Annotated in this window: 22 protein-coding genes, 1 tRNA gene and 4 pseudogenes; 7 read left to right on the top strand and 20 right to left on the bottom strand. The window is 60.8% G+C overall.

What is annotated here, in order from left to right; all coding sequences use genetic code 11:
• Position 1 precedes the first annotated feature (1 nt).
• The 6 genes from AC0L24_RS10795 to AC0L24_RS10770 all read right to left on the bottom strand — a co-directional run bounded on the left by AC0L24_RS10795 (position 2) and on the right by AC0L24_RS10770 (position 7,821).
• Positions 2-3,784, bottom strand: coding sequence for a vitamin B12-dependent ribonucleotide reductase (locus AC0L24_RS10795; protein ID WP_128364211.1), 3,783 nt, complete (start codon positions 3,782-3,784; stop codon positions 2-4).
• Between the two features lie 599 nt (positions 3,785-4,383).
• On the bottom strand, positions 4,384-4,695 hold the full coding sequence (locus AC0L24_RS10790) for a PilZ domain-containing protein (RefSeq protein WP_127810588.1): 312 nt from the start codon (positions 4,693-4,695) through the stop codon (positions 4,384-4,386).
• Between the two features lie 132 nt (positions 4,696-4,827).
• The gene (locus tag AC0L24_RS10785; RefSeq protein WP_023810435.1) at positions 4,828-5,316 is read right to left on the bottom strand and encodes an NUDIX hydrolase; all 489 of its coding nucleotides are present in this window, start codon (positions 5,314-5,316) and stop codon (positions 4,828-4,830) included.
• A 212-nt stretch (positions 5,317-5,528) separates the two neighbouring features.
• Positions 5,529-6,029: a xanthine phosphoribosyltransferase gene (gene gpt, locus AC0L24_RS10780; RefSeq protein ID WP_057145797.1), complete on the bottom strand. Its 501-nt coding sequence runs from the start codon at positions 6,027-6,029 to the stop codon at positions 5,529-5,531.
• Between the two features lie 133 nt (positions 6,030-6,162).
• Positions 6,163-6,996, bottom strand: a complete 834-nt coding sequence (locus tag AC0L24_RS10775) for a universal stress protein (RefSeq protein ID WP_127810587.1) — start codon at positions 6,994-6,996, stop codon at positions 6,163-6,165.
• Positions 6,997-7,077: 81 nt separating this feature from the next.
• On the bottom strand, positions 7,078-7,821 hold the full coding sequence (locus tag AC0L24_RS10770) for a competence/damage-inducible protein A (RefSeq protein WP_127810586.1): 744 nt from the start codon (positions 7,819-7,821) through the stop codon (positions 7,078-7,080).
• A 320-nt stretch (positions 7,822-8,141) separates the two neighbouring features.
• On the opposite strand from AC0L24_RS10770, the gene AC0L24_RS10765 reads away from it, so the two are divergent.
• Positions 8,142-8,423, top strand: a complete 282-nt coding sequence (locus AC0L24_RS10765; protein ID WP_127810585.1) for a hypothetical protein — start codon at positions 8,142-8,144, stop codon at positions 8,421-8,423.
• Between the two features lie 154 nt (positions 8,424-8,577).
• Here the strand turns inward: AC0L24_RS10765 and AC0L24_RS10760 are convergent, their stop codons facing one another.
• The 3 genes from AC0L24_RS10760 to AC0L24_RS10750 form a co-directional block, all read right to left on the bottom strand.
• A complete protein-coding gene (locus AC0L24_RS10760; RefSeq protein WP_095090749.1) occupies positions 8,578-8,817 on the bottom strand; it encodes a DUF2188 domain-containing protein in 240 nt (79 codons plus the stop codon).
• 30 nt (positions 8,818-8,847) lie between these two features.
• Complete coding sequence (locus AC0L24_RS10755) at positions 8,848-9,126, bottom strand: DUF982 domain-containing protein (RefSeq protein WP_127810584.1); 279 nt, start codon at positions 9,124-9,126, stop codon at positions 8,848-8,850.
• Positions 9,127-9,373: 247 nt separating this feature from the next.
• A complete protein-coding gene (locus tag AC0L24_RS10750) occupies positions 9,374-10,477 on the bottom strand; it encodes an NADH:flavin oxidoreductase/NADH oxidase (RefSeq protein WP_127810583.1) in 1,104 nt (367 codons plus the stop codon).
• Between the two features lie 224 nt (positions 10,478-10,701).
• On the opposite strand from AC0L24_RS10750, the gene AC0L24_RS10745 reads away from it, so the two are divergent.
• On the top strand, positions 10,702-11,280 hold the full coding sequence (locus AC0L24_RS10745; protein WP_127379810.1) for an NUDIX domain-containing protein: 579 nt from the start codon (positions 10,702-10,704) through the stop codon (positions 11,278-11,280).
• 90 nt (positions 11,281-11,370) lie between these two features.
• On the opposite strand, the gene AC0L24_RS10740 is transcribed toward AC0L24_RS10745, so the two are convergent.
• A tRNA-Leu gene (locus tag AC0L24_RS10740) sits at positions 11,371-11,455 on the bottom strand.
• Positions 11,456-11,830: 375 nt separating this feature from the next.
• Between AC0L24_RS10740 and tig the strand changes: the two genes are divergently transcribed.
• From tig to AC0L24_RS10715, 5 genes are all read left to right on the top strand, one after another.
• Entirely contained in the window at positions 11,831-13,297 is a 1,467-nt protein-coding gene (gene tig, locus AC0L24_RS10735) for a trigger factor (protein ID WP_127270945.1), read from the top strand.
• A gap of 160 nt (positions 13,298-13,457) precedes the next feature.
• Positions 13,458-13,982, top strand: a complete 525-nt coding sequence (locus AC0L24_RS10730) for a hypothetical protein (RefSeq protein WP_127810582.1) — start codon at positions 13,458-13,460, stop codon at positions 13,980-13,982.
• A 192-nt stretch (positions 13,983-14,174) separates the two neighbouring features.
• On the top strand, positions 14,175-14,555 hold the full coding sequence (locus AC0L24_RS10725; protein WP_127323209.1) for a c-type cytochrome: 381 nt from the start codon (positions 14,175-14,177) through the stop codon (positions 14,553-14,555).
• A gap of 137 nt (positions 14,556-14,692) precedes the next feature.
• A complete protein-coding gene (cyoE, locus tag AC0L24_RS10720; RefSeq protein ID WP_127396522.1) occupies positions 14,693-15,664 on the top strand; it encodes a heme o synthase in 972 nt (323 codons plus the stop codon).
• A gap of 337 nt (positions 15,665-16,001) precedes the next feature.
• Positions 16,002-16,814, top strand: a complete 813-nt coding sequence (locus AC0L24_RS10715; RefSeq protein ID WP_127379813.1) for a DUF2189 domain-containing protein — start codon at positions 16,002-16,004, stop codon at positions 16,812-16,814.
• Between the two features lie 49 nt (positions 16,815-16,863).
• Here the strand turns inward: AC0L24_RS10715 and AC0L24_RS10710 are convergent.
• The 10 genes and pseudogenes from AC0L24_RS10710 to AC0L24_RS10665 all read right to left on the bottom strand — a co-directional run.
• Positions 16,864-17,338, bottom strand: a pseudogene (locus AC0L24_RS10710) (aminoacyl-tRNA deacylase).
• A gap of 177 nt (positions 17,339-17,515) precedes the next feature.
• On the bottom strand, positions 17,516-17,917 hold the full coding sequence (locus tag AC0L24_RS10705; protein WP_127379815.1) for a cytochrome C oxidase subunit IV family protein: 402 nt from the start codon (positions 17,915-17,917) through the stop codon (positions 17,516-17,518).
• 9 nt (positions 17,918-17,926) lie between these two features.
• The gene (locus tag AC0L24_RS10700) at positions 17,927-18,649 is read right to left on the bottom strand and encodes a heme-copper oxidase subunit III family protein (RefSeq protein ID WP_127379816.1); all 723 of its coding nucleotides are present in this window, start codon (positions 18,647-18,649) and stop codon (positions 17,927-17,929) included.
• A gap of 12 nt (positions 18,650-18,661) precedes the next feature.
• Positions 18,662-19,366 (bottom strand): cytochrome c oxidase subunit 3, encoded by a 705-nt coding sequence (locus AC0L24_RS10695; protein WP_127396523.1) that lies wholly within the window; start codon positions 19,364-19,366, stop codon positions 18,662-18,664.
• Positions 19,363-21,132: a cytochrome c oxidase subunit I gene (ctaD, locus tag AC0L24_RS10690; protein WP_127321124.1), complete on the bottom strand. Its 1,770-nt coding sequence runs from the start codon at positions 21,130-21,132 to the stop codon at positions 19,363-19,365. The genes AC0L24_RS10695 and ctaD overlap by 4 nt, the downstream gene beginning before the upstream one ends.
• Positions 21,133-21,156: 24 nt before the next feature.
• Entirely contained in the window at positions 21,157-22,041 is an 885-nt protein-coding gene (locus AC0L24_RS10685) for a cytochrome c oxidase subunit II (RefSeq protein WP_127321125.1), read from the bottom strand.
• A 154-nt stretch (positions 22,042-22,195) separates the two neighbouring features.
• Positions 22,196-22,408: pseudogene (locus AC0L24_RS10680) on the bottom strand (JAB domain-containing protein); the annotation flags it as partial.
• A 103-nt stretch (positions 22,409-22,511) separates the two neighbouring features.
• Positions 22,512-23,090: pseudogene (locus AC0L24_RS10675) on the bottom strand (PfkB family carbohydrate kinase); the annotation flags it as partial.
• Between the two features lie 254 nt (positions 23,091-23,344).
• Positions 23,345-23,488 (bottom strand): annotated as a pseudogene (locus AC0L24_RS10670) (JAB domain-containing protein); the annotation flags it as partial.
• 785 nt (positions 23,489-24,273) lie between these two features.
• Positions 24,274-25,730, bottom strand: a 1,457-nt coding sequence (locus tag AC0L24_RS10665; protein ID WP_473563698.1) for an autotransporter outer membrane beta-barrel domain-containing protein, incomplete at its 5' end; no start/stop codon positions are given.

Raw genomic sequence — 25,730 nt, 5'->3', positions numbered from 1 at the left:
CTCAGCTACACCCGCTCGTCGAGCCGCACGTATCGCACTTCTCGCAGGTCCCGTTCCTCACCATGGTGAAATTCTGGCACTCGGAGCAGGAATTGCCGGTGTAGCCCTGGAGCAGGGACCTGGCGCGGCGGTCGTTGGCGAGTTTCTTGGCTTCGGCCGCCTCAACGGCCGCCGCGTCGGTGAATAATCCCGCCGTGGCGTCGGAAGCAACGCCCGCTGCTTCCTCGAAGGCGATGTCCTCGGCCAGTTCCTTCGCCCGCTCCTCATAGTCGCGCTTGTAGGCGACCGTTTCGTCGCTGGCCGGCTTCAGCGCCAGCACGTTGGAGCCGGAGAAGGCGGTCGGCACTGAGCGGGCAGGGGCGCCCGAGGGGGCTGCAAAGCCCTTCGGATCGTTGCCGCTGACGCGCGACACCAGCTTCACCGGCGAGGCGCCACGGGTCAGGCCCTTGGAGACCGCATCGGTCTTGCCTTCGCTGATGCCACGGCCAAGTGCGGTGTTGGAAAAGTCCGACTGGTCGACATGAGCGAGATCGTTGCGGCCGAGATAGGAAATCGCCAGCTCGCGGAACACATAGTCGAGGATCGACGTCGCGCTCTTGATGGCATCGTTGCCCTGCACCATGCCGGCCGGCTCGAACTTGGTGAAGGTGAAGGCGTGCACATATTCGTCGAGCGGTACGCCATATTGCAGGCCGAGCGAAATGGCGATGGCGAAGTTGTTGAGAAGGCCACGCAAGGTCGCGCCTTCCTTGTTCATGTCGATGAAGATCTCGCCGAGACGGCCATCGTCATATTCGCCGGTGCGCAGGAAGATGGTGTTGCCACCGATCTTGGCCTTCTGCGTGTAACCCTTGCGGCGGCCGGGCAGCTTTTCCTGCTCGCGCGACACGCGCTCGATGATGCGTTCGACGATCCGCTCGGTGATCTGTGCGGCACGTGCCGCCGCAGGTGCGGCGAGCAACTGCTCGACGGCTTCATCCTCGTCGTCCTCGCCATCGGCGAGCAGTGAGGAGTTGAGCGGCTGCGACAGCTTCGAGCCGTCGCGGTAGAGCGCGTTGGCCTTCAGCGCCAGCTTCCACGACAGCATGTAGGCGCCCTTGGCGTCTTCCACCGTCGCATCGTTGGGCATGTTGATGGTTTTGGAGATCGCGCCGGAGATGAAGGGCTGCGCTGCCGCCATCATCTGGATGTGGCTGTTGATCGACAGCGAGCGCTTGCCGATCTTGCCGCACGGGCTGGCGCAGTCGAACACGGCGAGGTGTTCGGCCTTGAGGAACGGCGCGCCTTCCAGCGTCATCGCACCGCAGACATGGATGTTGGCGGCCTCGATGTCTTTCCGGGAGAAGCCGAGCGCCGGCAGGATCTCGAACGAGAAATCGTTGAGCTGTTCGTCGGTGAAGCCGAACGTCTCCTTCACCCAGTCGGCGCCGAGCGTCCACTGGTTGAAGACGAACTTGATGTCGAAGGCCGACTTCAAGGCTGCGTTGAGCGCCGCGATCTTCTCGTCGGTGAAACCCTTGGCCTTGAGCGCGCCGGGGTTGATGGCCGGCGCCTGGTTGAGGTTGCCGTGGCCGACCGCATAGGCCTCCATCTCGGCGATCTGGGCTTCGGAATAGCCGAGCGTGCGCAGCGCTTCCGGCACGGCGCGGTTGATGATCTTGAAATAGCCGCCGCCGGCGAGTTTCTTGAACTTCACCAGGGCGAAGTCGGGCTCGATGCCGGTGGTGTCGCAATCCATGACCAGGCCGATCGTGCCGGTCGGCGCGATGACGGTCGCCTGCGCATTGCGGTAGCCATGCTCCTCGCCGAGTTCGATGGCGCGGTCCCAGGCGGCCTTGGCGTGCGTCGCAAGGTCCTGCTGCTTCAGGTCGGAAGCGACCAGCGGCACCGGGTTGACGGCGAGCTTCTCGTAGCCCTGCTTCTCGCCATAGGCGGCACGGCGATGGTTGCGCATGACGCGCAGCATGTTCTGCGCATTGCGGTCGTAGTCGGCGAAGGCGCCGAGTTCGCCGGCCATCTCGGCCGAGGTGGCATAGGCCATGCCGGTCATGATCGCGGTGAGTGCGGCGCAGATGGCGCGGCCTTCATCGGAGTCGTAGGGAATGCCCGATGTCATCAGCAGGCCGCCGATATTGGCATAGCCGAGGCCGAGCGTGCGGTATTCGTAGGACTGCTTGGCGATCTCCTTCGACGGGAACTGCGCCATCATCACCGAGATTTCGAGCACGATGGTCCACAGCCGCACCGTGTGCTCGTAGGCTGCGATGTCGATCGTGCCGTCGGCGTTGCGGTAGGGCAGCAGATTGATCGAGGCGAGATTGCAGGCCGTGTCGTCGAGGAACATGTATTCCGAGCACGGGTTGGACGCCCGGATCGCACCGGCCGAAGCGCAGGTGTGCCAGTCGTTCATCGTCGTGTTGAAATGCAGGCCCGGATCGGCCGACGCCCAGGCGGCGTAACCGATCTTTTCCCAGAGATCCCTGGCCTTCAGCGTCTTCAGCACCTTGCCGTCCTTGCGGGCGGTCAGGTGCCAGTCGGCATCGTCCTCGACGGCGCGTAGGAAATTGTCCTTCAGCGACACCGAATTGTTGGAGTTCTGGCCCGAAACCGTGAGGTAGGCATCCGAATCCCAATCGGTGTCGTAGGTTTTGAACGACATCGAGCTATAGCCTTGCTTGGCGAACTGGATGACGCGGTAGATGTAGTTCTCCGGCACGGCGGACTTCTTGGCCGCCTTGATCTCGCGCTTCAGCGCGGTGTTGATGGCCGGGTCGAAGCAGTCGTCGCCATTGCCTTCGCAGTTGACGCAGGCCTTCATGATCGCTTCGAGATGCTTCTTGACGATCTTCGAGCCAGTCACCAGCGAGGCGACCTTCTGCTCTTCATTGACCTTCCAGTCGATGAATTCCTCGATATCGGGGTGGTCGGCGTCGACGATGACCATCTTCGCGGCGCGTCGCGTCGTGCCGCCCGACTTGATGGCGCCCGCCGCGCGGTCGCCGATCTTGAGGAAGCTCATCAGGCCCGACGAGCGGCCGCCGCCGGACAGTTTTTCGCCTTCGCCGCGCAGCAGCGAGAAGTTGGAGCCGGTGCCGGAGCCGTATTTGAACAGGCGCGCTTCACGCACCCACAGGTCCATGATGCCGCCCTCGTTGACGAGATCGTCCTGCACGCCCTGGATGAAGCAGGCATGCGGCTGCGGATGCTCGTAGGAGGATTTCGACTTGGTCAGCTTGCCGGTGAACGGGTCGACATAGAAGTGGCCCTGGCTCGGGCCGTCGATGCCATAGGCCCAGTGCAGGCCGGTGTTGAACCATTGCGGCGAGTTCGGCGCGACGCGCTGGGTGGCCAGCATGTAGGCAAGCTCGTCGCGGAAAGCGCGCGCGTCTTCCTCCGACCCCTTGAAGTAGCCGCCTTTCCAGCCCCAGTAAGTCCAGGTGCCGGCAAGCCGGTCGAAGACCTGGCGGGCGTCGATCTCGGAACCGTAGCGCTCGGCTTCCGGCAGCTTCGCCAGTTCCGCCTCATCGGCTACGGAGCGCCACAGGAAGGAGGGGACGTCGTTCTCTTCGATCTTCTTCAGGCGCGCCGGCACACCGGCCTTGCGGAAATATTTCTGCGCAAGGATATCGGCTGCAACTTGGGAGAACTGCGCCGGCACGTCGATATTGTCCAAGCGGAACACCACCGAACCATCCGGATTCTTGATCTCCGAAAGCGCCTTGCGGAATTCGATTTCCGCATAGGCAGATTGTCCTGGCTTGGTGAAACGACGCTCGATGCGCATTGGTCCGGTCCCTTTTGTCTATATATAGCGCTTTTCCCTAGGGATTTCTGCCCCCGATGCGAAACGCGCATGTCCGCCGTCTGCCGGGCGTTCGAAAACGGCCGGCTCTCCATTTCGCGGTCTCCGCCGGCCCTGCTGGTCAAACTCCTTGCGAAGTACCTGTCCAACGCGCCGACGAACCCACGGGTCCCTCAAAACTGATTTTTTCCGATTCCCTCGATCGAGGGAAATTCACACTATCTAGCGTCGAACCTACCTGCAAACACTAAATATAGTATTAACAGACAATTTATTCAAGCCCGACAATTGTCCCTATCGTCCCCAACCGCCCCACAATCCCAACGCTTCCGCCGGCCTCGTAAACAGGCGGAAATGCGAGCAAAAACGCACATAATCCGGGAAAAAAGACCGGGCTCAGAACTTTCCGGTCGCACTCTCAACAGGAGCGCATGGCCTATAAAAGGCGACTCGTTTTGCGCCGTCAAGGATTCGTTTGCGTAGCTTTTGTGACCCCAACATCTTGTGTGTCACATATGTGGATAACGGGGATAGAATGCAGGCGCGGATCACGATTTTCCGCGCGCAAGCTTGCCCGGGCGTCAGCCGTAATGCAGCCGGGGCTTTGGCTCGGTGCCGGTGAACTGCACCCCGATACGGTCGTTGCGACGCCAGCGGACCTCGCACCGATAGGCAATGCCGTCGAGCGGCACATAGAGAAGGAATCGATCTGGGACCCGGGCTTCCAGCGGTACCTTCAGTTCGGCGCCGCCTTCGTGTTGATTGCGAAGCGTGCAGCCGACTTCCGAATTCGAAATTCCGGTGATGATCGACCCGCCCTTGAGCACGCGCGGACGATGCTCGCGCTGTGGGTCGTCGGACTCGTTTGGAATTGGATTTGCGGGATTCGCCATCGATCAAAAATACCAGAGCTGCCGAATCCTACCCTTGATTCCTTAGCAAAGCATTCATGTCGAAGCGCGGCAACGCGTGTCTAGCCTTTGCAAGCCAGTCCCGTTTTGCAAAGAGAGCGGTGTGGCCGCCCGTCAGGAGAAGCTGTGCGGGTCGGCGCAGAAATAGGCGATGATCTGGCAAAGGTCGGGTTCGTTGACCATGCGCACCGCTTCGCTCGCACGGACCCATTTGCGGGTGCGTGAGTGTTTTTCCTTCCAGCGGTCCGCGACTTTGTCGACATGCAGTGGAAACACCAGGACCTCGCACGGCACTTCTTCGCCGGAAGCCAGGACCTTGGCGTAGAAGTAACGGCCGGCTTCAAGATGAGAGACACGGCCGCGCAGCCCGGCCTCCTCGCCGGCTTCGCGCGCCGCGGCCTCGCAGAGCGGCTCCCTGGCCTCTGGCCAGCCCTTGGGCAAAACCCAGCGGCCAGTATCGCGGCTGGTGATCAGCATGATTTCGACGCCGTCGCCCGTGTCGCGCCAGGGCAGGGCGGCAACCTGCAGACGGCACGGCGCCGTGCCGAAGAGCCGTCGGACCCTTTCGGCCAGATGATTGTGTGTCGTTGGCCTCGTCAACATCGAAGAAGCTAGCCCCAGCCTCCGGAATCGTTTGCCGTCTCACGAATCTTACGGCTAATTGTCGGCAATAAAAGTAAAAAATTTCATTCGCCTGGCCGATTTCCGCCAATAGACGTCGATTTCGCTAAATATCCGGCCCTGCCGGACCTGTTTGCGAAAGCAATCAGGCGCGGGTGCAAGCTGCTGGTCTGTAACAGGCAGGTAGTTGCGAATCAGCCGGCGTGGTCGTCGGCGATCGGCTTCTGGTAGGTGAAGCCCATGTCCCACGGGAAATAGATCCAGGTGTCCTGGCTGACTTCGGTGACGAAAGTATCGACCAGCGGCCGGCCTTTCGGCTTGGCATAGACGGTGGCGAAATGCGCCTTGGGCATCATCGCGCGCACGATGCCGGCCGTCTTGCCGGTGTCGGTCAGGTCGTCGATGATCAGCACGCCGGCGCCGTCTTCGGCGAGCAGGGCAGGGGTGATCTCCTTGAGGACCTGCAACTGCCCCTGGCTGGTATAGTCGTGATAGGAGGCGACGCAGACCGTCTCGATGACGCGGATGCCGAGTTCACGCGAGATGATCGCCGCGGGGACCAGCCCGCCTCGCGTAATGCAGACGATCGCTTTCCATTGTCCCTTGTTGGCGCCGGCAAGCCGCCAGGCGAGCGCCCGGGCGTCGCGATGGAATTGGTCCCAGGAGACCGGAAAGGCTTTTTCGGGAAGGGACATGTCGCGCACTCCACAGCACGCGGGGATCGCGCGCAGGAAAACAGGGGAATGCGCGCGGAATTAGCTGGAAAGCCCCCATCTTGGCAAGAGCAAGGGGCCTTGGCAAAGGCAAGGCCCAGCGATCGCTGTGGACCTACCGCGACAGGAAGGCTGCCACCGACGCAGTGCGCAGCACGCTGCGCGTCACGCCGCCGAACAGAAGCTGACGCAGCCATGAGTGGCTGTAGGCGCCGAGCACCAGCAGATCGGCGCCGGTTTCCGCGATTCTGGTCTGGATGATGTCATCGACCGAATTGCCGCCCGACTGCTGCACCGAGACGCTGACGGTGGCGCCGTGGCGCGACAGCGCCGACGCGATTTCGGCGCCGGCGGCCTCCGGGCTGTCGTCGAGCGTTTCAGGAGGGTCGATAACCAATATGTCAGTCTTCTCGGCTTCGATGATGAAGGGCAGCGCGTCGAAGGCGGCGCGCGCCGCTTCCTTGCTGCCGTTCCAGGCGAGCAAGACGCGTTTGAAGGTGGTGATCAGCGGACCCTCGTGCGGCACCACCAGCACCGGCCGGCCGGCATCGTAGACCAGCGTGTCCACGTCCGCGCTGGAATCGCCGCCCGTTTCGCGCTGCGCCGCTATGATCAGGTCGGCGGCCCGCACGCTCGAAATCCCGGTCAGCGCGCTGTCACCCGAAAAGCTCTCCAGGCTTCGCCACTCGAAGGAAAGACCGGAATCCTCGATATGTCTGAGAAACAGCGCCTTTAATTTCTCGGCCCGTTCCCGGTTCATATCTGCCGAAACCTGCAGGAATTCGGTGTCGGGAAAGCCTGTGGCAGAGGTGTAGGGCACGGGAAGCGTTTCGGCGTGGATGCCGACCAGATGGCTCTGGAACCGGGTGGCGAGCGGAATGGCGCAGTCGAGCACGCGCTCGGCGTCCTGCTCGTTCTGCAGAATGGCGACGATGGTTTTGAATCGCATGACAATCCCTCGATTTACGAGCTGGTGAACTCGTGCCGGGGAAACGTTGCAGCGTCGTGCTTTGTTCCGGTCTGGACCAGATCAGCCGGGATTGCTGGCGAAGCCGGCGACCATCGCCTCGACGTCGGCGCGGGCGGCGTCCAGCGCCTCCTGGTTGCGGGCACGCACGACCAGCTCGGTCCAGAACTTGCCGTCGCCATATTTCGGGTAGGAGCCGATGATCGTATCGGGATGCGCTTTCTGGATATCACCCAACGGCCCGCCGATGAGGCCTTCGCCGAACGGGCAGGGCACGGTCGCCGAAAGCATCTTCGTGCCGGCCTTCAGCGTCGGCACGACATTGTCGAGCATGGCCTGGAAAATCGATGGCACGCCGGCCATGACGTGGACGTTGCCGATGCGGAAGCCAGGTGCGACCGACACCGGATTGTCAATGAGATCGGCGCCGCGCGGCATCCGCGCCATGCGCTTGCGGGCCTGCGTATATTCGATGCCACGCGCGGCATAGCTTGCTTCCAGCATCTCATAGGCCCGGGCATCGTATTCGCAAGGCACGCCAAAAGCCTTGGATATGGAATCGGCCGTGATGTCGTCATGCGTCGGACCGATGCCGCCGGTGGTGAACACATAGGTGTAACGGCTGCGCACGGCATTCACCGCGGCGATGATCTCGTCTTCCTCGTCAGGGACGACACGCACTTCCTTCAGGTCGATGCCGATCGCCGTCATGATGTCGGCGAGATGGCCGATGTTCTTGTCCTTGGTTCGGCCGGACAGAATCTCATCGCCAATGACGAGCATGGCAGCGGTCACGATTTCAGGCATGGAAGGCTCCGGCAAGGCGTGTGGCCTGGGAAGGCGAGTGGTCTGAGATAGCGCGGCGCGACGGTGGCCGCAATGTCATCTTCGCGCCGCCAAGGCGAGCCGATGACGTCAAGGATCTAGGTTCGAACCGTTCGAGGGAATAGGGCACATGCAGCAATTCGTCGTCCCGGAGCGAACCGCCGCGTTCATCGAGCGCATCGCCGGCCGGGCTTTGCTGGTCAGGGCCTCACCTGAGCCTCACGACAATTCAAGGAACCATTCGGCTGACTACCGGGTTTTGTGAGTGTCCCACCAAAGCGGCTAAGATACGGAGTGATTCAATGGTTACAAAAATTCTCGCAGCATCTGTTCTGACGATCGGTCTCGCAACATCGGCGATGGCGCAGTCACTGGACGACAGGTATTCCAACAATCGTGATTGGTGGCTGTTCGGCAACAACGACCAGACAACTGTCGACCCCTATACCACGGGAAGCATCCGTGACGGCTCCGGGTTGAACACCCAAGGCAACACCGGCGCAATAGGCCCATGTGCCCACAACACGCCAGGCCCGGACGCTAACGCTGGGCAAAACGTCAACGATCAGTATTGCGGCAAATAGCCAGAACGCGATTTCCGAAAAGCGGATACCCGATTTTCTGGAAGGCCATCTTCAAGAGCTAGTCCGAAAGGCCCGTAGCTGGCCGCTAGCCCGTCCTCTCTTTGGACGGCTGCGGCTGGCGTCCTGCCTGGCCGCTCGACATCAGCCGCATAAATTACTCTGAGACTTCTGTCTGCGGCCGGTCGCGGCCGTCGGCCAGTTCGTCGTGCCATTTGCCTTCGGCGTCCTCATACTGGATGCCGTCGGTCGCTCCGGCGACCTGCTGCTCGGCCGAGGCGATTTCGGCCGCACGCAATGCGTCCTGATGCGTGGGAAACGTCTCGGAAAAGGTCGCTCCGACCTTGTAGGCCCAGCCGCCGTCATGTTCGACGATCTTGTAAGTCAGCTTCGCCATGGAAAACCTCCGGTTGAAAGGTCCGTCTGCTCAATGCAGCCGGTCGTCGGGCAGTCTGTCGTCGGGCACCAGCACTTCCGATTCCTTGGCGGCTTCAATCAGCGCCCGGCGCGCATCTGCTGTCGAACGATAACCTTCCAGCACTTTGAGGCAAGTGTCGAGGGCATCACGATGGCGCGGGCCGCGATTGAGCGGCCACACCGTCATCAGGCACTCCGCTGCCTCCTGGGCGCTGCGGATGTGGCGATATTTGCCGACGTGGCCAAGTTCGAGGACGACCGGCACTTCAAAAGGTTTGTTGTCCATCATGGCCGCAACGCAAAGCAGCCAATTTGGTTGCAACCATGGCCGCCAGCCTGCGCCCAAACGTCTCAGAGGCTGTTTGAAGGCTCTAACCTGCGGTCAGCGCTGCAACCGGCAAGAATGCCCTGAACAGGTTTCCTCCCAAGCCCAGCCACGCCCACTCCACGCCAACTGCTTGCGGACGGAATAGCAGCGAAGCACCGTCAAGCTGTCTGGAGACAGGAGGGGCGCGCGTGTCGGGAGCGCGGACCGTTCAGCCCACCGCCTTCATCCAATGCTGCATCGTGGTCACCGAACGGGCAAGCTGCGGCGCCGGGTGGATCGTTTCGCTGAATGTCGCCGCCGCACGCCATCCCCAGCGCGGATCAGCCAGGAAGGCCCGCGCCAGCGCCACCATGTCGGCGCGGCCCTCGGTGAGGATCGCTTCGGCTTGCCTGGGGTCGTCGATCAGGCCGACGGCGCGGGTCGGAATATCAGCACCCTTGCGCACCGCTTCCGCCAGATGCACCTGATAGCCAGGGCCGGTGGGCAATTTCTGCAACGGCGAATTGCCGCCGCTCGAGCAGCAGAGATAGGCAACGCCCTCGTCCTTGAGCGCCTTGGCCACTTCGATCGCGTCCGCTACGTCGAAGCCGCCATCCACCCAATCCATCACCGACAGCCGCGCGCCGAGCATCAGCTTTGGCGTAGCCTTGCGCACCGCCTTGGCGATCTCGACGACAAGACGCATGCGGTTTTCCAGCGAGCCGCCCCAGCGGTCCGTGCGCTGGTTGGACAAGGGCGACAGGAACTGGAAGACCAGGTAGCCATGCGCGGCGTGCAGTTCGATGAAATCGAAGCCGGCGCGTTCGGCCCGCCTTGCGGCTTCGGCGAAGCGCTCGATCAGTTGCAGGATCTCCTCGTCCTCCAGTGCGTGTGGCACGTTCCAACCGGTGTCGTAGGGTATGGCCGAGGCGGAGACGGTCTGCCAGGGATCCTCGTTTGGCTGCAGTGGCCCGCCGCCTTCCCACGGCTTGCGGTTCGAAGCCTTGCGGCCGGCATGGGCGAGCTGGGAGCCGAATTTCGTGCCGGGTGCGGCGACGCGTCGGGCGGCGTCCAGTGCGCGGCGGGCTGCGGCCTCATTGTTTTCGGAATAAAGGCCGAGGCAGCCATGGGTGATACGCCCGCGCCGCTCGACATCGGTCATCTCGACTGTGACCATGCCGGCGCCGGACATTGCGAGGTTCATCCAGTGATGGAGATGCCAGTCACTGGCCGAGCCGTCGTCGGCGGAATACTGGCACATCGGCGCGACGGCGATACGGTTGGGGAAAGTGAGGCCGTCGAGGGTGATCGACTGGAAAAGCGACGCTGTCATGAGAAACTCCGGGAGGGTTCGCAGCTATTTAGGCGACCGATGGCGCCTGCGCCAGACACGAGGCGGTGAAAGGGGTTCTGGACCAATCACTGACGGGATTGCCGAAATGCCGGTTCGCGGATACGCCTCGGCAATGCATGGCGCCCAAAAGTGGCCCGGTTTGGGAGAGCGACATGCATAAAACAGGTGCATAAAGCGCGACGCGCTTTTGCATGGAGACCACGATGGAAGATCGTATTCGCGTCCGTTCGGAGGAAATCCTCTCCGACGACTGGGCCGTCCTGAAGAAGACCGTTCTCGACTACCGCCGGCGCGACGGTCAGTGGGAGACGCAAATCCGCCAGACCTATGATCGCGGCGATGGCGCGGTGATCCTGCCTTACGACCCCTTGCGTTCGACCGTGCTTCTGGTGCGTCAGTTCCGCTATCCCGCCTACGTCACCGGCCACCGCGAGCCGCTGATCGAGGCCTGTGCCGGCCTGTTGGACGAAAACGATCCCGAAACCTGCATCCGCAAGGAGGCGGAGGAAGAACTCGGCTACCGGCTGCAGAACGTCGAGCGGCTGTTTTCGCCCTATATGAGCCCCGGCAGCGTCACGGAACGTCTCTGGTTCTTCATCGCCCGCTATTCACCCGCCGACCGCATCTCGGCCGGCGGCGGCGCGCAAGAAGAGGGCGAGGACATCGAGGTTCTGGAAATGCCGCTCGACGAGGCACTGGCCGGCATCGCCGACGGCCGCATCATCGACGCGAAGACCATTATCCTGATCCAGCATCTGAAGCTCAACCCGATCGCCGCCTGAACGGCGCCGGTCCTCCTTAGCCAAGGCTTCGGGAGGACACTCCTTCATCTATTCGGGTGGCCCGCCACCCGAAGCTCGAAGAGCGAAGGGTGGTGCGGATGAAGGGACTCGAACCCCCACGCCTTTCGGCACTGGAACCTAAATCCAGGGCGTCTACCAGTTCCGCCACATCCGCATGGACCGGCAATCCCATGTGGCCATCATTCTGTCAATGTCGGAGACAAGATGTAGAGGTCAGGGACAAGATGTGGTCAGGTCCAAATGCTGGTTATTCGCCGGGATGCGAAGACTGTTGAAAATTGGCCTCGCCTGTGACAAAAGGCGTGTCAAATGTGACGGGACGCGACGATCCGCTTCTGCAGAATGTGATAAGAAGTAGGAAAAACAAGAACTTATTCACATTTTGGAACGCAGTTTGGGAGAGTTTGAGCCGGGTTTTCGGTCAAATCGCCAGGTTCCGTACCAAAAGCCATTCCCGGCAAGAATATACCGGCAGGCTGTGAACGGCAGAGGCCGTGGCAGTCTCATTGGTGAAAACAAAGGTTTTACGATGCAGGTCACCGAAACGCTCAACTCCGGTCTCAAGCGAGAGATCAAGATCACCGTGCCGGCCGGTGACATGGAAGCCAAGCTGATGGCGCGGCTTTCGGATGCCCGCAACAAGGTCCGCATCAACGGCTTCCGCCCGGGCAAGGTGCCGGTGCAACACCTGCGCAAGGTCTACGGCAAGTCGTTCATGGCCGAAGTGGTCAACGAAATCCTCAACGATTCGACCCGTTCGATCATTACCGGGCGTGGTGAAAAGGCTGCCATGCAGCCCGAAGTCATCATGACCGAGGACGAGAAGGAAGCCGAGAAGATCCTGGCCGGCGGCGCCGACTTCGAATTCCGCCTCAACTACGAGATCATCCCGGCAATCGAGATCAAGGACTTTTCCGACATCAAGGTGACACGCCAGGTGTTCGACGTGCCTGATGCCGAGATCGACGAGCAGGTCCAGCGTGTTGCCGAATCGGCGCGCAGCTACGAGCCGAAGACCGGCAAGGCCGCCAATGGCGACCGCGTCACCATCGACTATGTCGGCAAGATCGACGGCGAAGCCTTCAATGGCGGCGCGGGCACCGATCAGCCGCTGGTGTTGGGTTCGAAGGAATTCATCCCCGGCTTCGAGGATCAGCTGGTCGGCGCCAAGGCCGGTGACGAAAAGCAGGTCACCGTGACTTTCCCGGAGAACTACCAGGCCGCGCATCTTGCCGGCAAGGAAGCGACCTTCGACGTCACCGTCAAGGAAGTGTCCCAGCCCGGCGCGCTGGAAATCAACGACGAGACCGCCAAGAACCTCGGCCTGGAGTCGCTGGAGCGCTTGCGCGACGTCGTACGCGGCCAGATCGAGAACCAGTTCGGCGCCATGACGCGCCAGAAGGTCAAGCGCCAGCTGCTCGACCAGCTCGACGCGGCTTATTCGTTCGAGGCGCCGTCGAAGCTCGTCGACGCCGAGTTCAACAACATCTGGGCGCAGGTCAATCGTGACCTGGAAGCAGCCGGACGCACCTTCGCCGACGAAGAGACGACGGAAGAAGAGGCGCGTGCCGAGTATCTGCGGCTTGCCGAGCGCCGCGTGCGCCTCGGCCTTGTGTTGGCTGAAATCGGCGAGAAGGCCGGCGTGACCGTATCGGACGAAGAGCTGCAGCGCGGCCTGTTCGAGCAGGTGCGCCGCTATCCGGGCAACCAGCAGCAGGAAGTCTTCGAGTTCTACCGCAACAACCCGGAAGCGTTGAACACGCTGCGGGCGCCGATGTTCGAGGAAAAAGTGGTCGACCATCTGCTCGGTCAGATTTCGGTCACCGACGTCAAGGTCAGCAAGGAAGAGCTGATGGCCGACGACGAAGAGGACGAGACCTCCGTCAAGGCGAAGCCGGCGAAGAAAGCCGCCGCCAAGAAGGCCGACGCCAAGAAGGCCGACGACGCGGAAGAGCCCAAGAAGAAGGCCGCGCCGAAGAAGAAGGCCGCCGAATAACACCAGCGCTCCGCTGAAACAGGAAGGCCGCCCTCGAGGCGGCCTTTTTCGTTGCCAAACTGCAACAGCCGCCATGCTTCGCGAGCGGCGGCCTGTGGCGACCAAGCTTTGATCATTATCTGCGCTTCTATTGCAAGCCGCTTGGTTGTTGGAGGGCGTGTTGAGACTGTTCGTCGAATTGGGACACGCTTCGGCAATCGCGCTGGTCCTTGTCTCGGCCTGCGGCATTGCCCAGGCCGGCACGGTGTCTGACAACTGGCGCTTCGGCACGAGTGAAGACGGCCTCGTCACGGCCTCGCTCTATGCCACCAACAAGCTGATCACCGGCGGCGGTGCCTTGAGCTACAGCCCGATCCTGACGATTGCCTGCCGGGCAAACGGCGAGCCGCATTGGACTGAATGGCTGCAACTGAACGACGCTGTTTCGGCCAGCCGCAAGATCACCATGTCGATCACGGTCGATCAGGAGAGCAAGTTCGATGAAAGCTGGTCGGTCGGGCCGCGCGGCCGGATGCTGGTGCGCGATGGAGCCGACGGCATCAGGCGCCTTGTCGCCGCGAACCGGCTCCAGCTTTCGTGGCGGTTCGGGCTGCTGGCGGGGCGCGGCGAGGCCGATTTCGACCTCGCCGGGTTCGGAGAAGCGGTCAATCAGGTAGCCGGCAGCTGCAACACGGATGTACCTTGAGCCACTGTAGGCCACCTAAACCTTGTACGGTCGACCTCTTCTACCCGCCGGCCAGACTCTGTGGTATATAGGTGCCGTAATTCCATTTGGGGGGAGAAGCGGATAATCTGTTCCGCCGTGCAAGGCCTATTGCTGGTGTGATCGGCACGCGCGGATCGTCTCGGGCACATTTGACGATCAGGGAGGAAAGTCATGCGCTTAGTCGCGTTTTTCGCCGTCATCTCTGTTGCAACCTTCGTCGCCGGTCCATCGCAGGCTCAGGATGCTGCTGCTGGCGAGAAGGTCTTCGCCAAATGCAAGGCCTGCCACATCGTGGAGGAGGACAAGAACAAGATCGGTCCATCGCTGCACGGCGTCATCGGCCGCACCGCGGGGACGCATCCAGATTTCAAATATTCCGATGCCATGATTGCGGCCGGCAAATCCGGCCTCAAATGGGATGAATCAACACTGACGACCTATCTTCACGATCCCAAGGCCATGGTAAAAGGGTCCAAGATGGCGTTTGCCGGCCTCAAGAACGATGCGGACGTGGCCAACGTCATTGCCTATCTGAAAACGTTCTCCAAGTGACCTGACACCTCCGTCCTGCGTTTAACCTCTTGTTTTACTGTGATCTTATCCGAACCAGGGCAGCGTAAGCAAAGACCGGTTTTCAGTTTTCGCTCGCGCCTTTAGTTCGGATCATGGCCCAGGTGCTTCCATCAGAGATGTCGACTAGGGAAAACCGCCTCAAGGATACCGACATCCGCCTCTCGGAAGCGACTGCGGGTGATTTCTTCGCGCTTTTAAAGCCGCGGGTCATGGCGCTTGCTGTATTCACTGCGTTCGTTGGCCTGATGGCGGCGCCCGGTGCGATGAATCCGGTCATCGCCGTGATTGCAATCGGTGCGATTGCGATCGGAGCAGGAGCGGCCGGGGCTCTCAACATGTGGTACGACGCCGACATCGACGCGCTGATGTCGCGCACATCAAAGCGGCCGGTTCCGTCAGGCCGCGTCACGCCGGGTGAAGCCCTCGGCTTCGGCCTGGTGCTTTCCGCACTTTCGGTCATCACGCTCGGCGTGCTGGTGGGCTGGCTTGCCGCATCGCTGCTGGCCTTCACCATCTTCTTCTACATTGTCATCTATACGATGTGGCTGAAGCGCTCGACGCCGCAGAACATCGTCATCGGCGGCGCGGCGGGTGCCCTTCCTCCTGTCATCGGCTGGGCGGCCGCCACTGGCGCGATCGGCGTTGAAAGCTTCATCCTGTTTCTGATCATCTTTCTGTGGACGCCGCCGCATTTCTGGGCACTCGCGCTGTTCAAGGTCGGCGACTACGCCGCTGCGGGTATCCCGATGATGCCGAACGTGGTTGGCTTGGCCTCGACCAGAAAACAGATATTCGCCTATTCGCTGCTCCTGGCGCCAATCGGCGTGCTGCCCTGGGCGTTCGGATTCGCGAGTGGGTTCTATGGAATTGTTTCGACTGCATTGGGCGCGGGTTTCATCTGGCACGCCTGGAAGGTCCTGATCGCTCCCGAAGAGGAGATGAAGCCTGCAAAGGCGCTGTTTGCCTTCTCGATTTTCTATCTTTTCGCGATCTTTGCCATACTGCTTGCCGATACGATCGCGATGCGAGCGTCCACGTCAACTGGAGTTGACGGCAAGACCGCTGTTAACGGAATACTGGTCGGATGAGGCAGCCAGTCTGTACTGCCGAATTGAAGGCGTTGCGGACCAGAATCGGCTCGAACATCACGAAGGAATCGCACAGAATCCCAGGATCAGCAGGGCGACCACGCCGAGGCCGAGTATGAGAAGCGTCCTTCCATCCATGACCTTCACCTTTGAACCCGAGAATATCGAAAAAAGACCACCAGAGCTAGCCGAACCGCCGGGACCCTTCTGACAAAGGGCGACAAGTCTCTGGCAAGAGAGTATGTTGATTGCGGTGCAGGTCGCGGTTTTGCGTGGCCACGCAAACGGCAGCACCGCGAAGCCGCGACCTTACCGGACCTGGTCTGGAGGAATGGTCATGGCTAGCTTTCATGTGATAGCAGGCGCCAGCGAGACGCTGGAACATACCAAAATTCGAAAAATCGGTGTTTCCGACCTTTTCGACGCGCTCAGGCGGGGCGTCGACGATTTCATGGTCAAACCGTCACATATCGTTTTTCTCTGTCTGATCTATCCGCTCGTGGGTGTCGTGCTCGCCGCCTGGACTTCGGGCGCCAATGCGTTGCCGTTGCTGTTTCCGCTGGTCTCCGGTTTCGCCTTGATTGGCCCATTCGCGGCGATAGGCCTCTATGAAATCAGCCGCAGACGGGAAGCCGGCGTGGACTCCTCCTGGAGGCATGCTTTCGAGGTCAGGAATTCTCCGGCGCTGCCGGCCATTGCCGCGGTCGGCATCATGCTGTTTGCAATCTTCATCACCTGGCTTTTGACCGCGCAGATGTTCTACCAATACCTTTTCGGCCCGGCTCCGCCTGAATCGATATCCGGCTTCATCAATGAAATATTTGCCACCGGACGTGGCTGGACGCTGATTATCCTGGGGCACGCCATAGGCTTGGTCTTCGCTGTGGTGGTGTTGTGCACAACGGTCGTCGCCTTCCCATTGTTGCTCGACCGGGACGTCGGCGCCTACGAAGCCATCCACACCTCGGTGCGTGTGGTGCTGGCGAACCCGATCACCATGGCCGTGTGGGGCCTGATCGTCGCCGTCGCCCTGATTATCGGCTCGCTGCCGGTGTTCGTCGGGCTGGCTGTCGTGTTGCCGATCCTCGGTCACGCCACCTGGCATGTCTACCGCAAGGTCGTGGAGCCGCCCGCAAGGCCGGCGGTTTGAGCAAAGTCTCCTCGCCGCACAGGCGAGGGGGCGGTTCTGATCGAAACTGTCAGTAAGCCGGGTGACTGAAGCGAGCCTGGTGTGCGCACATGATCAGGTTACGGAAATCCGCGCCACTGACATGCACCAGCGTTCTATGGTCGCCGCCTTCGAAGTAGACGTCGGCGGCATCGGCGAGGCTTTCTTTGACAATCACCGCGTACATCATAGGCAGCGCCGATCGGCGGAATGGCGCCGGTGTCGCAATCATCGAAGAGCGAAACCACCTCGTCTTCGGAGGCGAGTCCGAGACGCTTGTCCATGACATCTTGCAACCTGCCAAGTTCGATCCTGTGGGTGCTCGGAACGACGGCCAGCGTATAGCCAAGCTCGTGGTGAACGACCACGGATTTCGCCAGGATGCTGCCGGGCACATGCGCGGATATTGCCGACTGCCGGCTTGTTGAAGTGCGATGATGGGCGACGGTGTCGTAGGAAATTCCCTTGCCGTCGATGAAATCCCTTAATCTGTTTGCGATCGTCATCTTGGCCTCCCTTGCCAGACTTCGCGACGCGCGTAGAACGAGAGAAGTCATTCTGCCGATGTCGCTTCCGATATCTGGAAAATGGACCAGCCGCCCGTTGTTTCAAGGCAACCGAACGGCAAGCAGCATCGTCGCACAACTGAAGTCGGGGCAGATGGATCTCACCCAGCTCTTGATTCAGGGCCCGTCTCCGAAAAACACCAACCGGGTGAAAAGCGTGTAATCCGCTTCGAAGACCATCATTGCCACGAACACAAGCACCAGTATCGGCGGCAGGATGATCGCATAGGTCAGCGCCAGCCGCTCCCAAGCCATGTGCATGAAGAAGGCGACGATCAGGCCCGCCTTGAGCATCATGAAGATCAGGATCAGCGACCATCTGAGATAGCCGTGGAGGCCAAAATAATCGACCATGTAGGAACAGGCGCTTAGGATGAACAGCCATGCCCAGACCACCAGATAGAGTTTGATCGGGTGTTCCTGATGGACCTCGGCATGGGGGGCAGCCGTCCGAGCTTCATGGGCGTGACCAGCGCCAAGTCCGTGTTGTCCGAGGCCGTTTGCGGTTGCTTCAGCCATATCTGCCTCTCACCAAAGATAGAAGAAAGCGAAAATGAACACCCAGACCAGGTCGACGAAGTGCCAGTAGAGCCCCATGATCTCGACGCTCTCGTAGTGACCCCTGCGGCTGGTGAAGAAGCCGCGCCGTCCGGTGTCGTAGTCTCCGCGCCAGACCTTGCGCGCCACGATGAGCAGGAAGATTACCCCGATCGTCACATGGGTGCCGTGGAAACCGGTGATCATGAAGAAAGACGAACCGAATTGTGCGGCGCCCCAGGGGTTGCCCCAGGGCCGCACCCCCTCAGTGATCAGCTTGGTCCATTCGAAGGCTTGCATGCCGACAAAGGTCGCGCCGAGTGCCGCGGTCAGAAGCATCAGAATTGCCGTCTTCCGGCGGTCGCGGCGATAGCCGAAATTGACCGCCATGGCCATCGTGCCGCTGCTCGAGATCAGCACGAAGGTCATGATGGCGATCAGGATTAGCGGAACATTCGAGCCGCCTATGTGCAGCGCAAAGACCTCGCTCGGGTTGGGCCACGGCACGCGCGTCGAAATACGCGCGGTCATGTAGGAGAGCAGGAAACAGCCGAAGATGAAGGTGTCGCTGAGCAGGAAGATCCACATCATGGCCTTCCCCCAGGACACGTTCTTGAACGCCCGCTGATCCGAGGACCAGTCGGCGGCAATGCCTTGCCAACCCGCTGGCCGGGGCGTCGTTTGGCTGATATGCGTCATTGTCGTCTCGGACATCCGCTTGATCCCTTAGGTCAGCAATTGTCGGCAAATGTCTATGAACGTAGCGCCCCAGCCGGCAAGCAGGGCGAATATGGCGAGCCAGACGAAAAGCAGGAAATGCCAGTACATGGCGCACAGCTCGACGCCGAGGCGAAGCCGTTCCGGCCGCGCTCCATTCCAGGCGCCGGCAGTCGTTCTGCCGAGACCGACCAGCCCGCCGAGTATGTGCAGGCCATGCATGCCGGTGATTAGGTAGAAGAAGCTGTTGGCCGGATTGGAGCTCAGCAGATAGCCGTCTTCGGCCAACTGCCGCCATGCCACCAACTGCCCGACCAGGAAGGCAAGCGCCGTGAGCCCGGCTGTGGCGAGGCCGAGTCTGACCATATCGCTCTGCCGCTTGCGCGCGGCGGCCGAGGCGCATTGCAGCGCGACGCTGCTGAGCACCAGCACGCCGGTGTTGAGCCAGAGCAGGCGCGGCAGCGGCAGCGGCTGCCAGTCCGACAGCGCCATGCGCATGAAGTAGGCGCTGGTGAACAGCGCGAACAGGCAGCCTACAACGGCGAGGAAGACACCGAGGCCGATCTTAGCCGTCGGCAGCGCCGAGCGGTCGAGGGCGACAAAATCCTCGGCCATGCCTTGCTCGAGCCATGGCTTCGACATCAGCCGCTGATGGGAAAGCCACCATCCGACAAAGGCGACGACCACCAGCAGGAAGACCAGGATGACGCTCATGCCGGCTCCTTGTAGGTGCCGAAGGAGCCTGGCACGTTCTGCGGAATGAAATCCTCCTTGGCGCCCGGCACGCTGTAGTCATAGGCCCAGCGATAGACGATCGGCAGATCCTTGCCGAAATTGCCGTGGGCCGGCGGGGTTTCGGACGTCTGCCATTCGAGCGTCGTGGCGCGCCAGGGATTGCCGCCGGCCTCACGGCCGTGACGGATGCTCCAGATCAGGTTGAACAGGAACACGATCTGGGCAAAGCCGACGATGAACGCCATGATGCTGATGAAGGAGTTCAGGTGGTGGGCCGATTCCGTCATGATCGTCATGTCGGTCAGTTCGGCATAGCGCCGTGGCAGGCCCACTAGGCCAAGATAGTGCATGGGGAAGAAGATCAGATAGGCGCCGAGGAACGTGACCCAGAAGTGGAACTGGCCGAGCGTCTCATTCAGCATCCGACCGGTTACCTTGGGGTACCAGTGGTAGATTGCGCCGAAAATCACGAGGATTGGAGCGACGCCCATGACCATATGGAAATGCGCAACCACGAACATCGTGTCCGACAATGGAACGTCGACGACGACGTTGCCAAGAAACAGGCCGGTCAAGCCGCCGTTGACGAAGGTGACGATGAAGGCCAGGGCAAAGAGCATCGGTATGGTGAGATGGATGTCGCCGCGCCACAGCGTCAGCACCCAATTGTAGACCTTGATGGCGGTCGGCACGGCGATGATCAATGTCGTGGTGGCGAAGAAGAAGCCGAAATAGGGGTGCATGCCGCTGACATACATGTGGTGAGCCCAGACCACGAAGCTCAGCGCGCCGATGCCGACGATCGCCCAGACCATCATCCGGTAGCCGAAGATGTTCTTGCGCGCATGGGTGCTGATCAGGTCGGAGACGATGCCGAAGGCCGGCAGTGCCACGATGTAGACCTCGGGGTGACCGAAGAACCAGAACAGATGCTGGAACAGGATCGGGCTGCCGCCGCCATGCTGCAGTTGTTCGCCCATCTCGACGATCGCCGGCATGAAGAAGGAGGTGCCGAGCGCACGGTCAAACAACATCATCACGCAGGCGACGAACAGCGCCGGGAAGGCGAGCAGCGCCATGACGGTGGCGGTGAAGATGCCCCAGACCGTCAATGGCAGGCGCATCAGCGTCATGCCCCGCGTGCGGGCCTGCAGCACCGTCACGACATAGTTCAGGCCGCCCATGGTGAAGCCGATGATGAACAGGATCAGTGAGACAAGCATCAGGATGATACCCCAGTCCTGGCCGCCTGGCGTACCGGTCATGATGGCTTGCGGCGGATAAAGCGTCCAGCCGGCACCCGTCGGTCCGCCGGGCGCAAAGAAGCTCGACACCAGAACCACCACGGCAAGCAGATAGATCCAGTAGCTCAGCATGTTGACATAGGGGAAAACCATGTCGCGAGCTCCGACCATCAGCGGGATCAGGTAGTTGCCGAAGCCGCCCAGGAAGAGCGCCGTGAGCAGGTAGACCACCATGATCATCCCGTGCATGGTGATGAACTGGTAATAGGCTTCCGGGGTGATGAAGTCGAACGTGCCGGGGAAACCGAGCTGCAGCCGCATCAGCCAGGACAGCACCAGCGCCACCATGCCGATTGCCGTCGCCGTCGCCGAATACTGGATGGCGATGACCTTGGCGTCCTGCGAGAAGATATACTTCGTCCACCAGCTGTGCGGATGGTAGAGTTCCATTTCCGGGACTTCGGCGGCCGGGACCGCATCTGCAGGCGTGATATCGACCATAGGAGGAGTTCCTCCGTGCCCTTTTCAGCGGGACCCGACAGTTTCGAGTTTTGCCGCAACTTTTAAAGCTGATGCCGTTGCCTTGCCCGGCGCCTGTTGCGCCGAGCCCGTCTGCTGGGGCGCCGACAATTGCGCGAATGTCTGCTGCTGGTCGAGCCAGGCCACATAGTCCTGCTCGGTGTCGACTATGACGATGCCATTCATCAGAGGGTGGCCTTGGCCGCAAAGCTCGGCGCACAGCACCTGGAAGGTTCCTGTCTTGGTCGGCGTGAACCAGAAATAGGTGACCGAGCCCGGGATCATGTCCATCTTGGCGCGGAACTCCGGCACGTAGAAATCATGCAGCACGTCGATCGAGCGGAGCAGCATCTTGACCGGCTTGCCGACCGGCAAATGCAAATCAGCCGCTTCGACCACGACATCGTCCTGACCGTTGGGATCGCCGGCGATCACGCCCAGCGGATTGTCCGCGGTGACCTCGCGGGTGTCGGATCTGCCAAGCTTGCCGTCCTTGCCAGGCAGACGAAAACTCCACTGCCACTGCTGGCCGACGACTTCGACCACGGTTGCGTCGCTGGGAACGTTGACGAACTGGCTCCAGACGAACAGGCCGGGAACCAGCAACGCCGTAACCCCGACCGCGGTGACGATCGTCAGCCACGATTCGAGGCGCTTGTTTTCCGGTTCGTAGGCAGCCCGATTCCCTTCCCGATGACGGAAGCGGAAGACGCAATAGGCCATGAACAGAACCACGGCGGCGAAGACGACACCGGTGATCCAGAAGGTGATGCTGATGGTGTTGTCGATATAGCCCCAGTTCGAGGCAATAGGCGTCCACCACCATGGACTCAGCAGGTGAAACAGCACCGAGCCCACAACGATCAAAACGAGTACAAGCGCTACGGCCATGTCCCGTCCTCCCGGCATTCAAAGGGCGATCGAAGCTGTCCCGGCGAATGCCAAGTTCATCATAGCTCTTTTTGCGATCGAAATTCCAGAGCCGACTATCTTGACGGGAAAAATACCGCCTTTTTGCTACAGCGACCTTCGAGAAGGGCCGTTCCTAGATCAGCAGCAGGCCCTTCATGCTCGAATAGCCCTTGCGCCCGATGATGACATGGTCGTGCACGCCAATACCCAGCCGCTTGCCCGCCTCGATGATCTCCTTCGTCATTTCTATATCGGCTCGTGAGGGTGTGGGGTCGCCTGACGGGTGATTGTGGACCAGGATGATGGCGGTGGCCGAGAGTTCGAGGGCGCGCCTTCCAGCCCGCCTGATGAAAGCGAGCGATGGACGCGGTCATCGTCTCGTAGTGGAAGCCTTCGATATGAAGGCAGGCCGGACGTTGCTCGGGCTGGATATCCAGATTGGCTGTCAGGTCGACCTCGCCAAGCTCGAACGGTTCGCTGATGATCGTCCGGCTGCCATTGCGCTCGATGATCACGATCGCCTGGGAGAGGCGGTTGTTGGGCGTGTTGCGGATCGGCAAGGCGTGGACACCCAGTTTCGAAAGCGCGCCGAGCGCCCAATCGCTCTCTGGATCCTGGCCAACTGCTGTCGCCAGTTCAACGTCCAGCGCGTAGGGTGCTCCGATGCCGGCGGCGGCAACCGCGAGATTGGCCGCGGGGCCACCCAGCGCCTTGTCGATGTGGCTGGCGGTGATCCGGTCGTCGCGATGCGGCAGCACGTCGACGCGGCACAGGAAGTCGACACTCACCCTACCTGCGACCAGAAGTCTTGGCAGGTGATCTAGGTTCTTTGGCCTGCGTGGTGCGCGGCCCGGCAGTGAGCGCGCAAAGGAGCTCGGCCGATACATCAGCGCGGCAACCGCCTTCTCGATGCGGTCGCGCGTGCCTTCCTTCAGGCTTGCCGTTCCATTGATGAAGTTCGACACCGTGCCGATGGAGACACCGGCGGTTCGTGCGACATCCGCTATGGTCGGGCGCTTGCGTTGCAATGGCGGAGTTCCAATTGAAGCGTTTCAAAACGGTAGCAGCGAAAATGCGATGCCTCACCGGAATTGTCTTCTAAAAATCAAGAGAGCACTCCTCTCGATTGGAAGTTTAATCCAGAGATAGAGCGGACCTTGGGCCCTCTTTCCAAGATTGAACAATTTTCAAATTTTTTGGTAAAAGATTGTGCAAGCGAATTTCCTGCACTTCATTCGATCGCCCGGGCTTGATCGGACGGTCTTGGCATGCCCCCGGCCCGTCAGATCAGCAACAGGCCCTTCATGCTGGCATATCCCTTCAGCCCGACGATGATGTGGTCATGCACCGCGATGCCCAGCCGCTTGCCCGCCTTGATGATCTCCTTCGTCATTTCGATATCGGCTCGTGAGGGTGTGGGGTCGCCCTTCTGGGATGCGTAGGGAACTCTATTCGCGAGGTTCACGATTGCTCATGTTCCTTCCCGTTGAGTCGATTTGTCGCGCGACACTTAACGGTTTGCTGATTTGCCCATTGGTTTAGGTCGGCCACGGGATAGACGATGGACTTTCCAATCTTCACGAACGCTGGCTCGACGCGCATTGCTCGCCAGTTGACCAATGTCCCGGTCGAGATAGCGCCGCGACTTCGCGCAAGACTGAAAGCGGGTTCTGACCAAGGTAGAACCATCGCGGCTGCCGGCTAGAAAAAGGCCGGAGGGAAGTGCGATCATTTAGTCTGATGCTCCGGGCAGGATCAACCAGCAGGGCCCTCCGAAGGCGGAGCGAACACGGCGGATACTGTCGGCGCGCCACCACGCTGGTTACTGCCGAGCCGCCGGGAGCACCCCAGCGTAGAGTTGGCAGCGACCGATGGCCCGACAAAATGCTCCGACCGTCTCAGGCGATGACTGCTTTGCGCCCTCTTTCCGGTCATTCCGAACTGAGGCTCGATCTCCCAGAGGCGGCCTTTGCAATGAGGTCTCTCTAAAATCCGAGGTCGCGATGCGGCACCAGTCCGGCGATGCGCGCAAAAGGCGCCCGATCCACGCACGTTGGATCGGCGTGAGCCGGGCGGCAATAGTGTTAATTGCCACGGTCTAAGAAGCAACGACTATCAGGGTGGTAGTAGAAACTCGTGGGACAATTAGATTCTACTCGGCCGCGCAAGTGTAGCCTGTGAAAGTCCGCGCAAACCTCAATACACTATCGGCTAGAACTGCCCGCCGACACTGGCTCTCACGCCGTGCCTACGGCTGTCCTCGAAGCCGAAGTTGCCGGTGTAGTCCAGCCCCAACCGCATGCCGTTATTCAAGTGAAGATCTGCACCCAACCCTAGCGTGACCTGGTTCTGCGCAAAAGCTTGTGTTTGAACATTATAAATCAAGCCTTCCGGAAGATCTGCGTAACGGATATCAACGGAGCTGTCGCCCTCAAACTCGTGCATATATTCAAGCCTTAGACGCGGGGTCAGTGTGCCGACTTCAAGTGCTAAATCGGTAGACGCCGCAAAGCCCAGCGAGCCACCAAAGCTGTCAACCTGCTGCCTGCCATACGCAAGCGAGTATTCGCCGGCCCCTGTTTCCGAAAAGCCGTTCAAGATCGACGACGAGCCCGACAACCTAGCAAACGGCGTCAGCTTCCACGCTCTCAGCTGCGTGTCATACCCCGCGGTAAGCGATGCGTAAAACTGGTCACCATCTCGGTCGCCGCTCCCAAACGCACCTGAGCTCGTATCAAAACGCCTTGAGTTGAAGTCGAATGAGCCATAGCCGATCAACGCATCGACAAAGAAACTCGGTGTTGCCATAAAACTTCCGTAGATAGCCGCGCTTATCGCTTCGCCGTCGCTAGTCGTGCCGTTTGTACCTATGTCACTGCTGTCGGTACTGTAGCCCAAAGAAATGCCGCCAACGAAACGCTGGCTGAAACGGTAGTCGACACCTGCCGTGAGATTGTAAGCGATCGAGTCACGCCCAGCCTCGCCTGCACGGTCAGTACTGCCAACATCGACCGAGCCACTCGTCCACATCGACAGGCCGAGCTTCTGCGCGCCGTCATCACAAAGTTCGTTGAGTTGCGGCGTTGACAGTCTCTCGGTGCCGCCATCAGCGTCAGGACCGGAAAGCTGAACAGTGTTGGCAAGAAACTGGCGGCAGCTCTCGTCGTGCAGAGCCGCCATGCGCCGGTTGATGTTGTCCATCTGGCTCTGGGCGAACTGCTGCGCAGCCTGCGCCTGCGCCGTTAACAATCCGCGCACATCTGGATCGGTCGATGGATCGGGCCGCGCCTGCACGGTAATCGTCACGGTTGCGGGGTCGGATACGCCACCCGGCCCCGTTAGCGTGTAGTTAACGACTACGACCCCTTCGAACACAGGTGTTGCGTCAAACTGCAGAGCGTAATTGGGCGCGCCAACGATGGTTGAGACACCGCCCTCCACGGGAAGACTGGACACGATAGTTGCCGCCGAGAACGGCCCCCCGGTCGCGCCGGGAGTCAATGGCACAGTGACAGTCGCACCTGCCAAAACAGTGGCCGTCAAGTTCGGTGCCGTTGGCAGAGCGGCATCGTCGTTGAGGATCGTGCCAAGCCCCTGACCATCGGCGATGGTGACATTGACCGGGTTGCTCAGGTTGAGCGTAAACGTCTCATCCGGCTCGGAAATCG

The sequence above is a fragment of the Mesorhizobium sp. WSM4809 genome (assembly GCF_055811655.1).
The sequence above is the reverse complement of the archived record's forward strand: the minus strand, read 5'-3'. Positions and strand labels throughout refer to the sequence as shown.

What these genes read in the sequence shown, in the direction of transcription:
- AC0L24_RS10695 (WP_127396523.1), bottom strand. Translation starts at nt 19,366, where the DNA reads ATGAGCGTCATCCTGGTCTTCCTGCTGGTGGTCGTCGCCTTTGTCGGA.
- AC0L24_RS10790 (WP_127810588.1), bottom strand. Translation starts at nt 4,695, where the DNA reads ATGGCGAATCCCGCAAATCCAATTCCAAACGAGTCCGACGACCCACAG.
- AC0L24_RS10705 (WP_127379815.1), bottom strand. Translation starts at nt 17,917, where the DNA reads ATGGCTGAAGCAACCGCAAACGGCCTCGGACAACACGGACTTGGCGCT.
- AC0L24_RS10755 (WP_127810584.1), bottom strand. Translation starts at nt 9,126, where the DNA reads ATGATGGACAACAAACCTTTTGAAGTGCCGGTCGTCCTCGAACTTGGC.
- AC0L24_RS10725 (WP_127323209.1), top strand. Translation starts at nt 14,175, where the DNA reads ATGCGCTTAGTCGCGTTTTTCGCCGTCATCTCTGTTGCAACCTTCGTC.
- AC0L24_RS10770 (WP_127810586.1), bottom strand. Translation starts at nt 7,821, where the DNA reads ATGCCTGAAATCGTGACCGCTGCCATGCTCGTCATTGGCGATGAGATT.
- AC0L24_RS10685 (WP_127321125.1), bottom strand. Translation starts at nt 22,041, where the DNA reads ATGGCCGTAGCGCTTGTACTCGTTTTGATCGTTGTGGGCTCGGTGCTG.
- AC0L24_RS10795 (WP_128364211.1), bottom strand. Translation starts at nt 3,784, where the DNA reads ATGCGCATCGAGCGTCGTTTCACCAAGCCAGGACAATCTGCCTATGCG.
- AC0L24_RS10745 (WP_127379810.1), top strand. Translation starts at nt 10,702, where the DNA reads ATGGAAGATCGTATTCGCGTCCGTTCGGAGGAAATCCTCTCCGACGAC.
- gpt (WP_057145797.1), bottom strand. Translation starts at nt 6,029, where the DNA reads ATGTCCCTTCCCGAAAAAGCCTTTCCGGTCTCCTGGGACCAATTCCAT.
- ctaD (WP_127321124.1), bottom strand. Translation starts at nt 21,132, where the DNA reads ATGGTCGATATCACGCCTGCAGATGCGGTCCCGGCCGCCGAAGTCCCG.
- AC0L24_RS10750 (WP_127810583.1), bottom strand. Translation starts at nt 10,477, where the DNA reads ATGACAGCGTCGCTTTTCCAGTCGATCACCCTCGACGGCCTCACTTTC.
- cyoE (WP_127396522.1), top strand. Translation starts at nt 14,693, where the DNA reads ATGTCGACTAGGGAAAACCGCCTCAAGGATACCGACATCCGCCTCTCG.
- AC0L24_RS10760 (WP_095090749.1), bottom strand. Translation starts at nt 8,817, where the DNA reads ATGGCGAAGCTGACTTACAAGATCGTCGAACATGACGGCGGCTGGGCC.
- AC0L24_RS10785 (WP_023810435.1), bottom strand. Translation starts at nt 5,316, where the DNA reads ATGTTGACGAGGCCAACGACACACAATCATCTGGCCGAAAGGGTCCGA.
- tig (WP_127270945.1), top strand. Translation starts at nt 11,831, where the DNA reads ATGCAGGTCACCGAAACGCTCAACTCCGGTCTCAAGCGAGAGATCAAG.
- AC0L24_RS10715 (WP_127379813.1), top strand. Translation starts at nt 16,002, where the DNA reads ATGGCTAGCTTTCATGTGATAGCAGGCGCCAGCGAGACGCTGGAACAT.
- AC0L24_RS10700 (WP_127379816.1), bottom strand. Translation starts at nt 18,649, where the DNA reads ATGTCCGAGACGACAATGACGCATATCAGCCAAACGACGCCCCGGCCA.
- AC0L24_RS10765 (WP_127810585.1), top strand. Translation starts at nt 8,142, where the DNA reads ATGGTTACAAAAATTCTCGCAGCATCTGTTCTGACGATCGGTCTCGCA.
- AC0L24_RS10775 (WP_127810587.1), bottom strand. Translation starts at nt 6,996, where the DNA reads ATGCGATTCAAAACCATCGTCGCCATTCTGCAGAACGAGCAGGACGCC.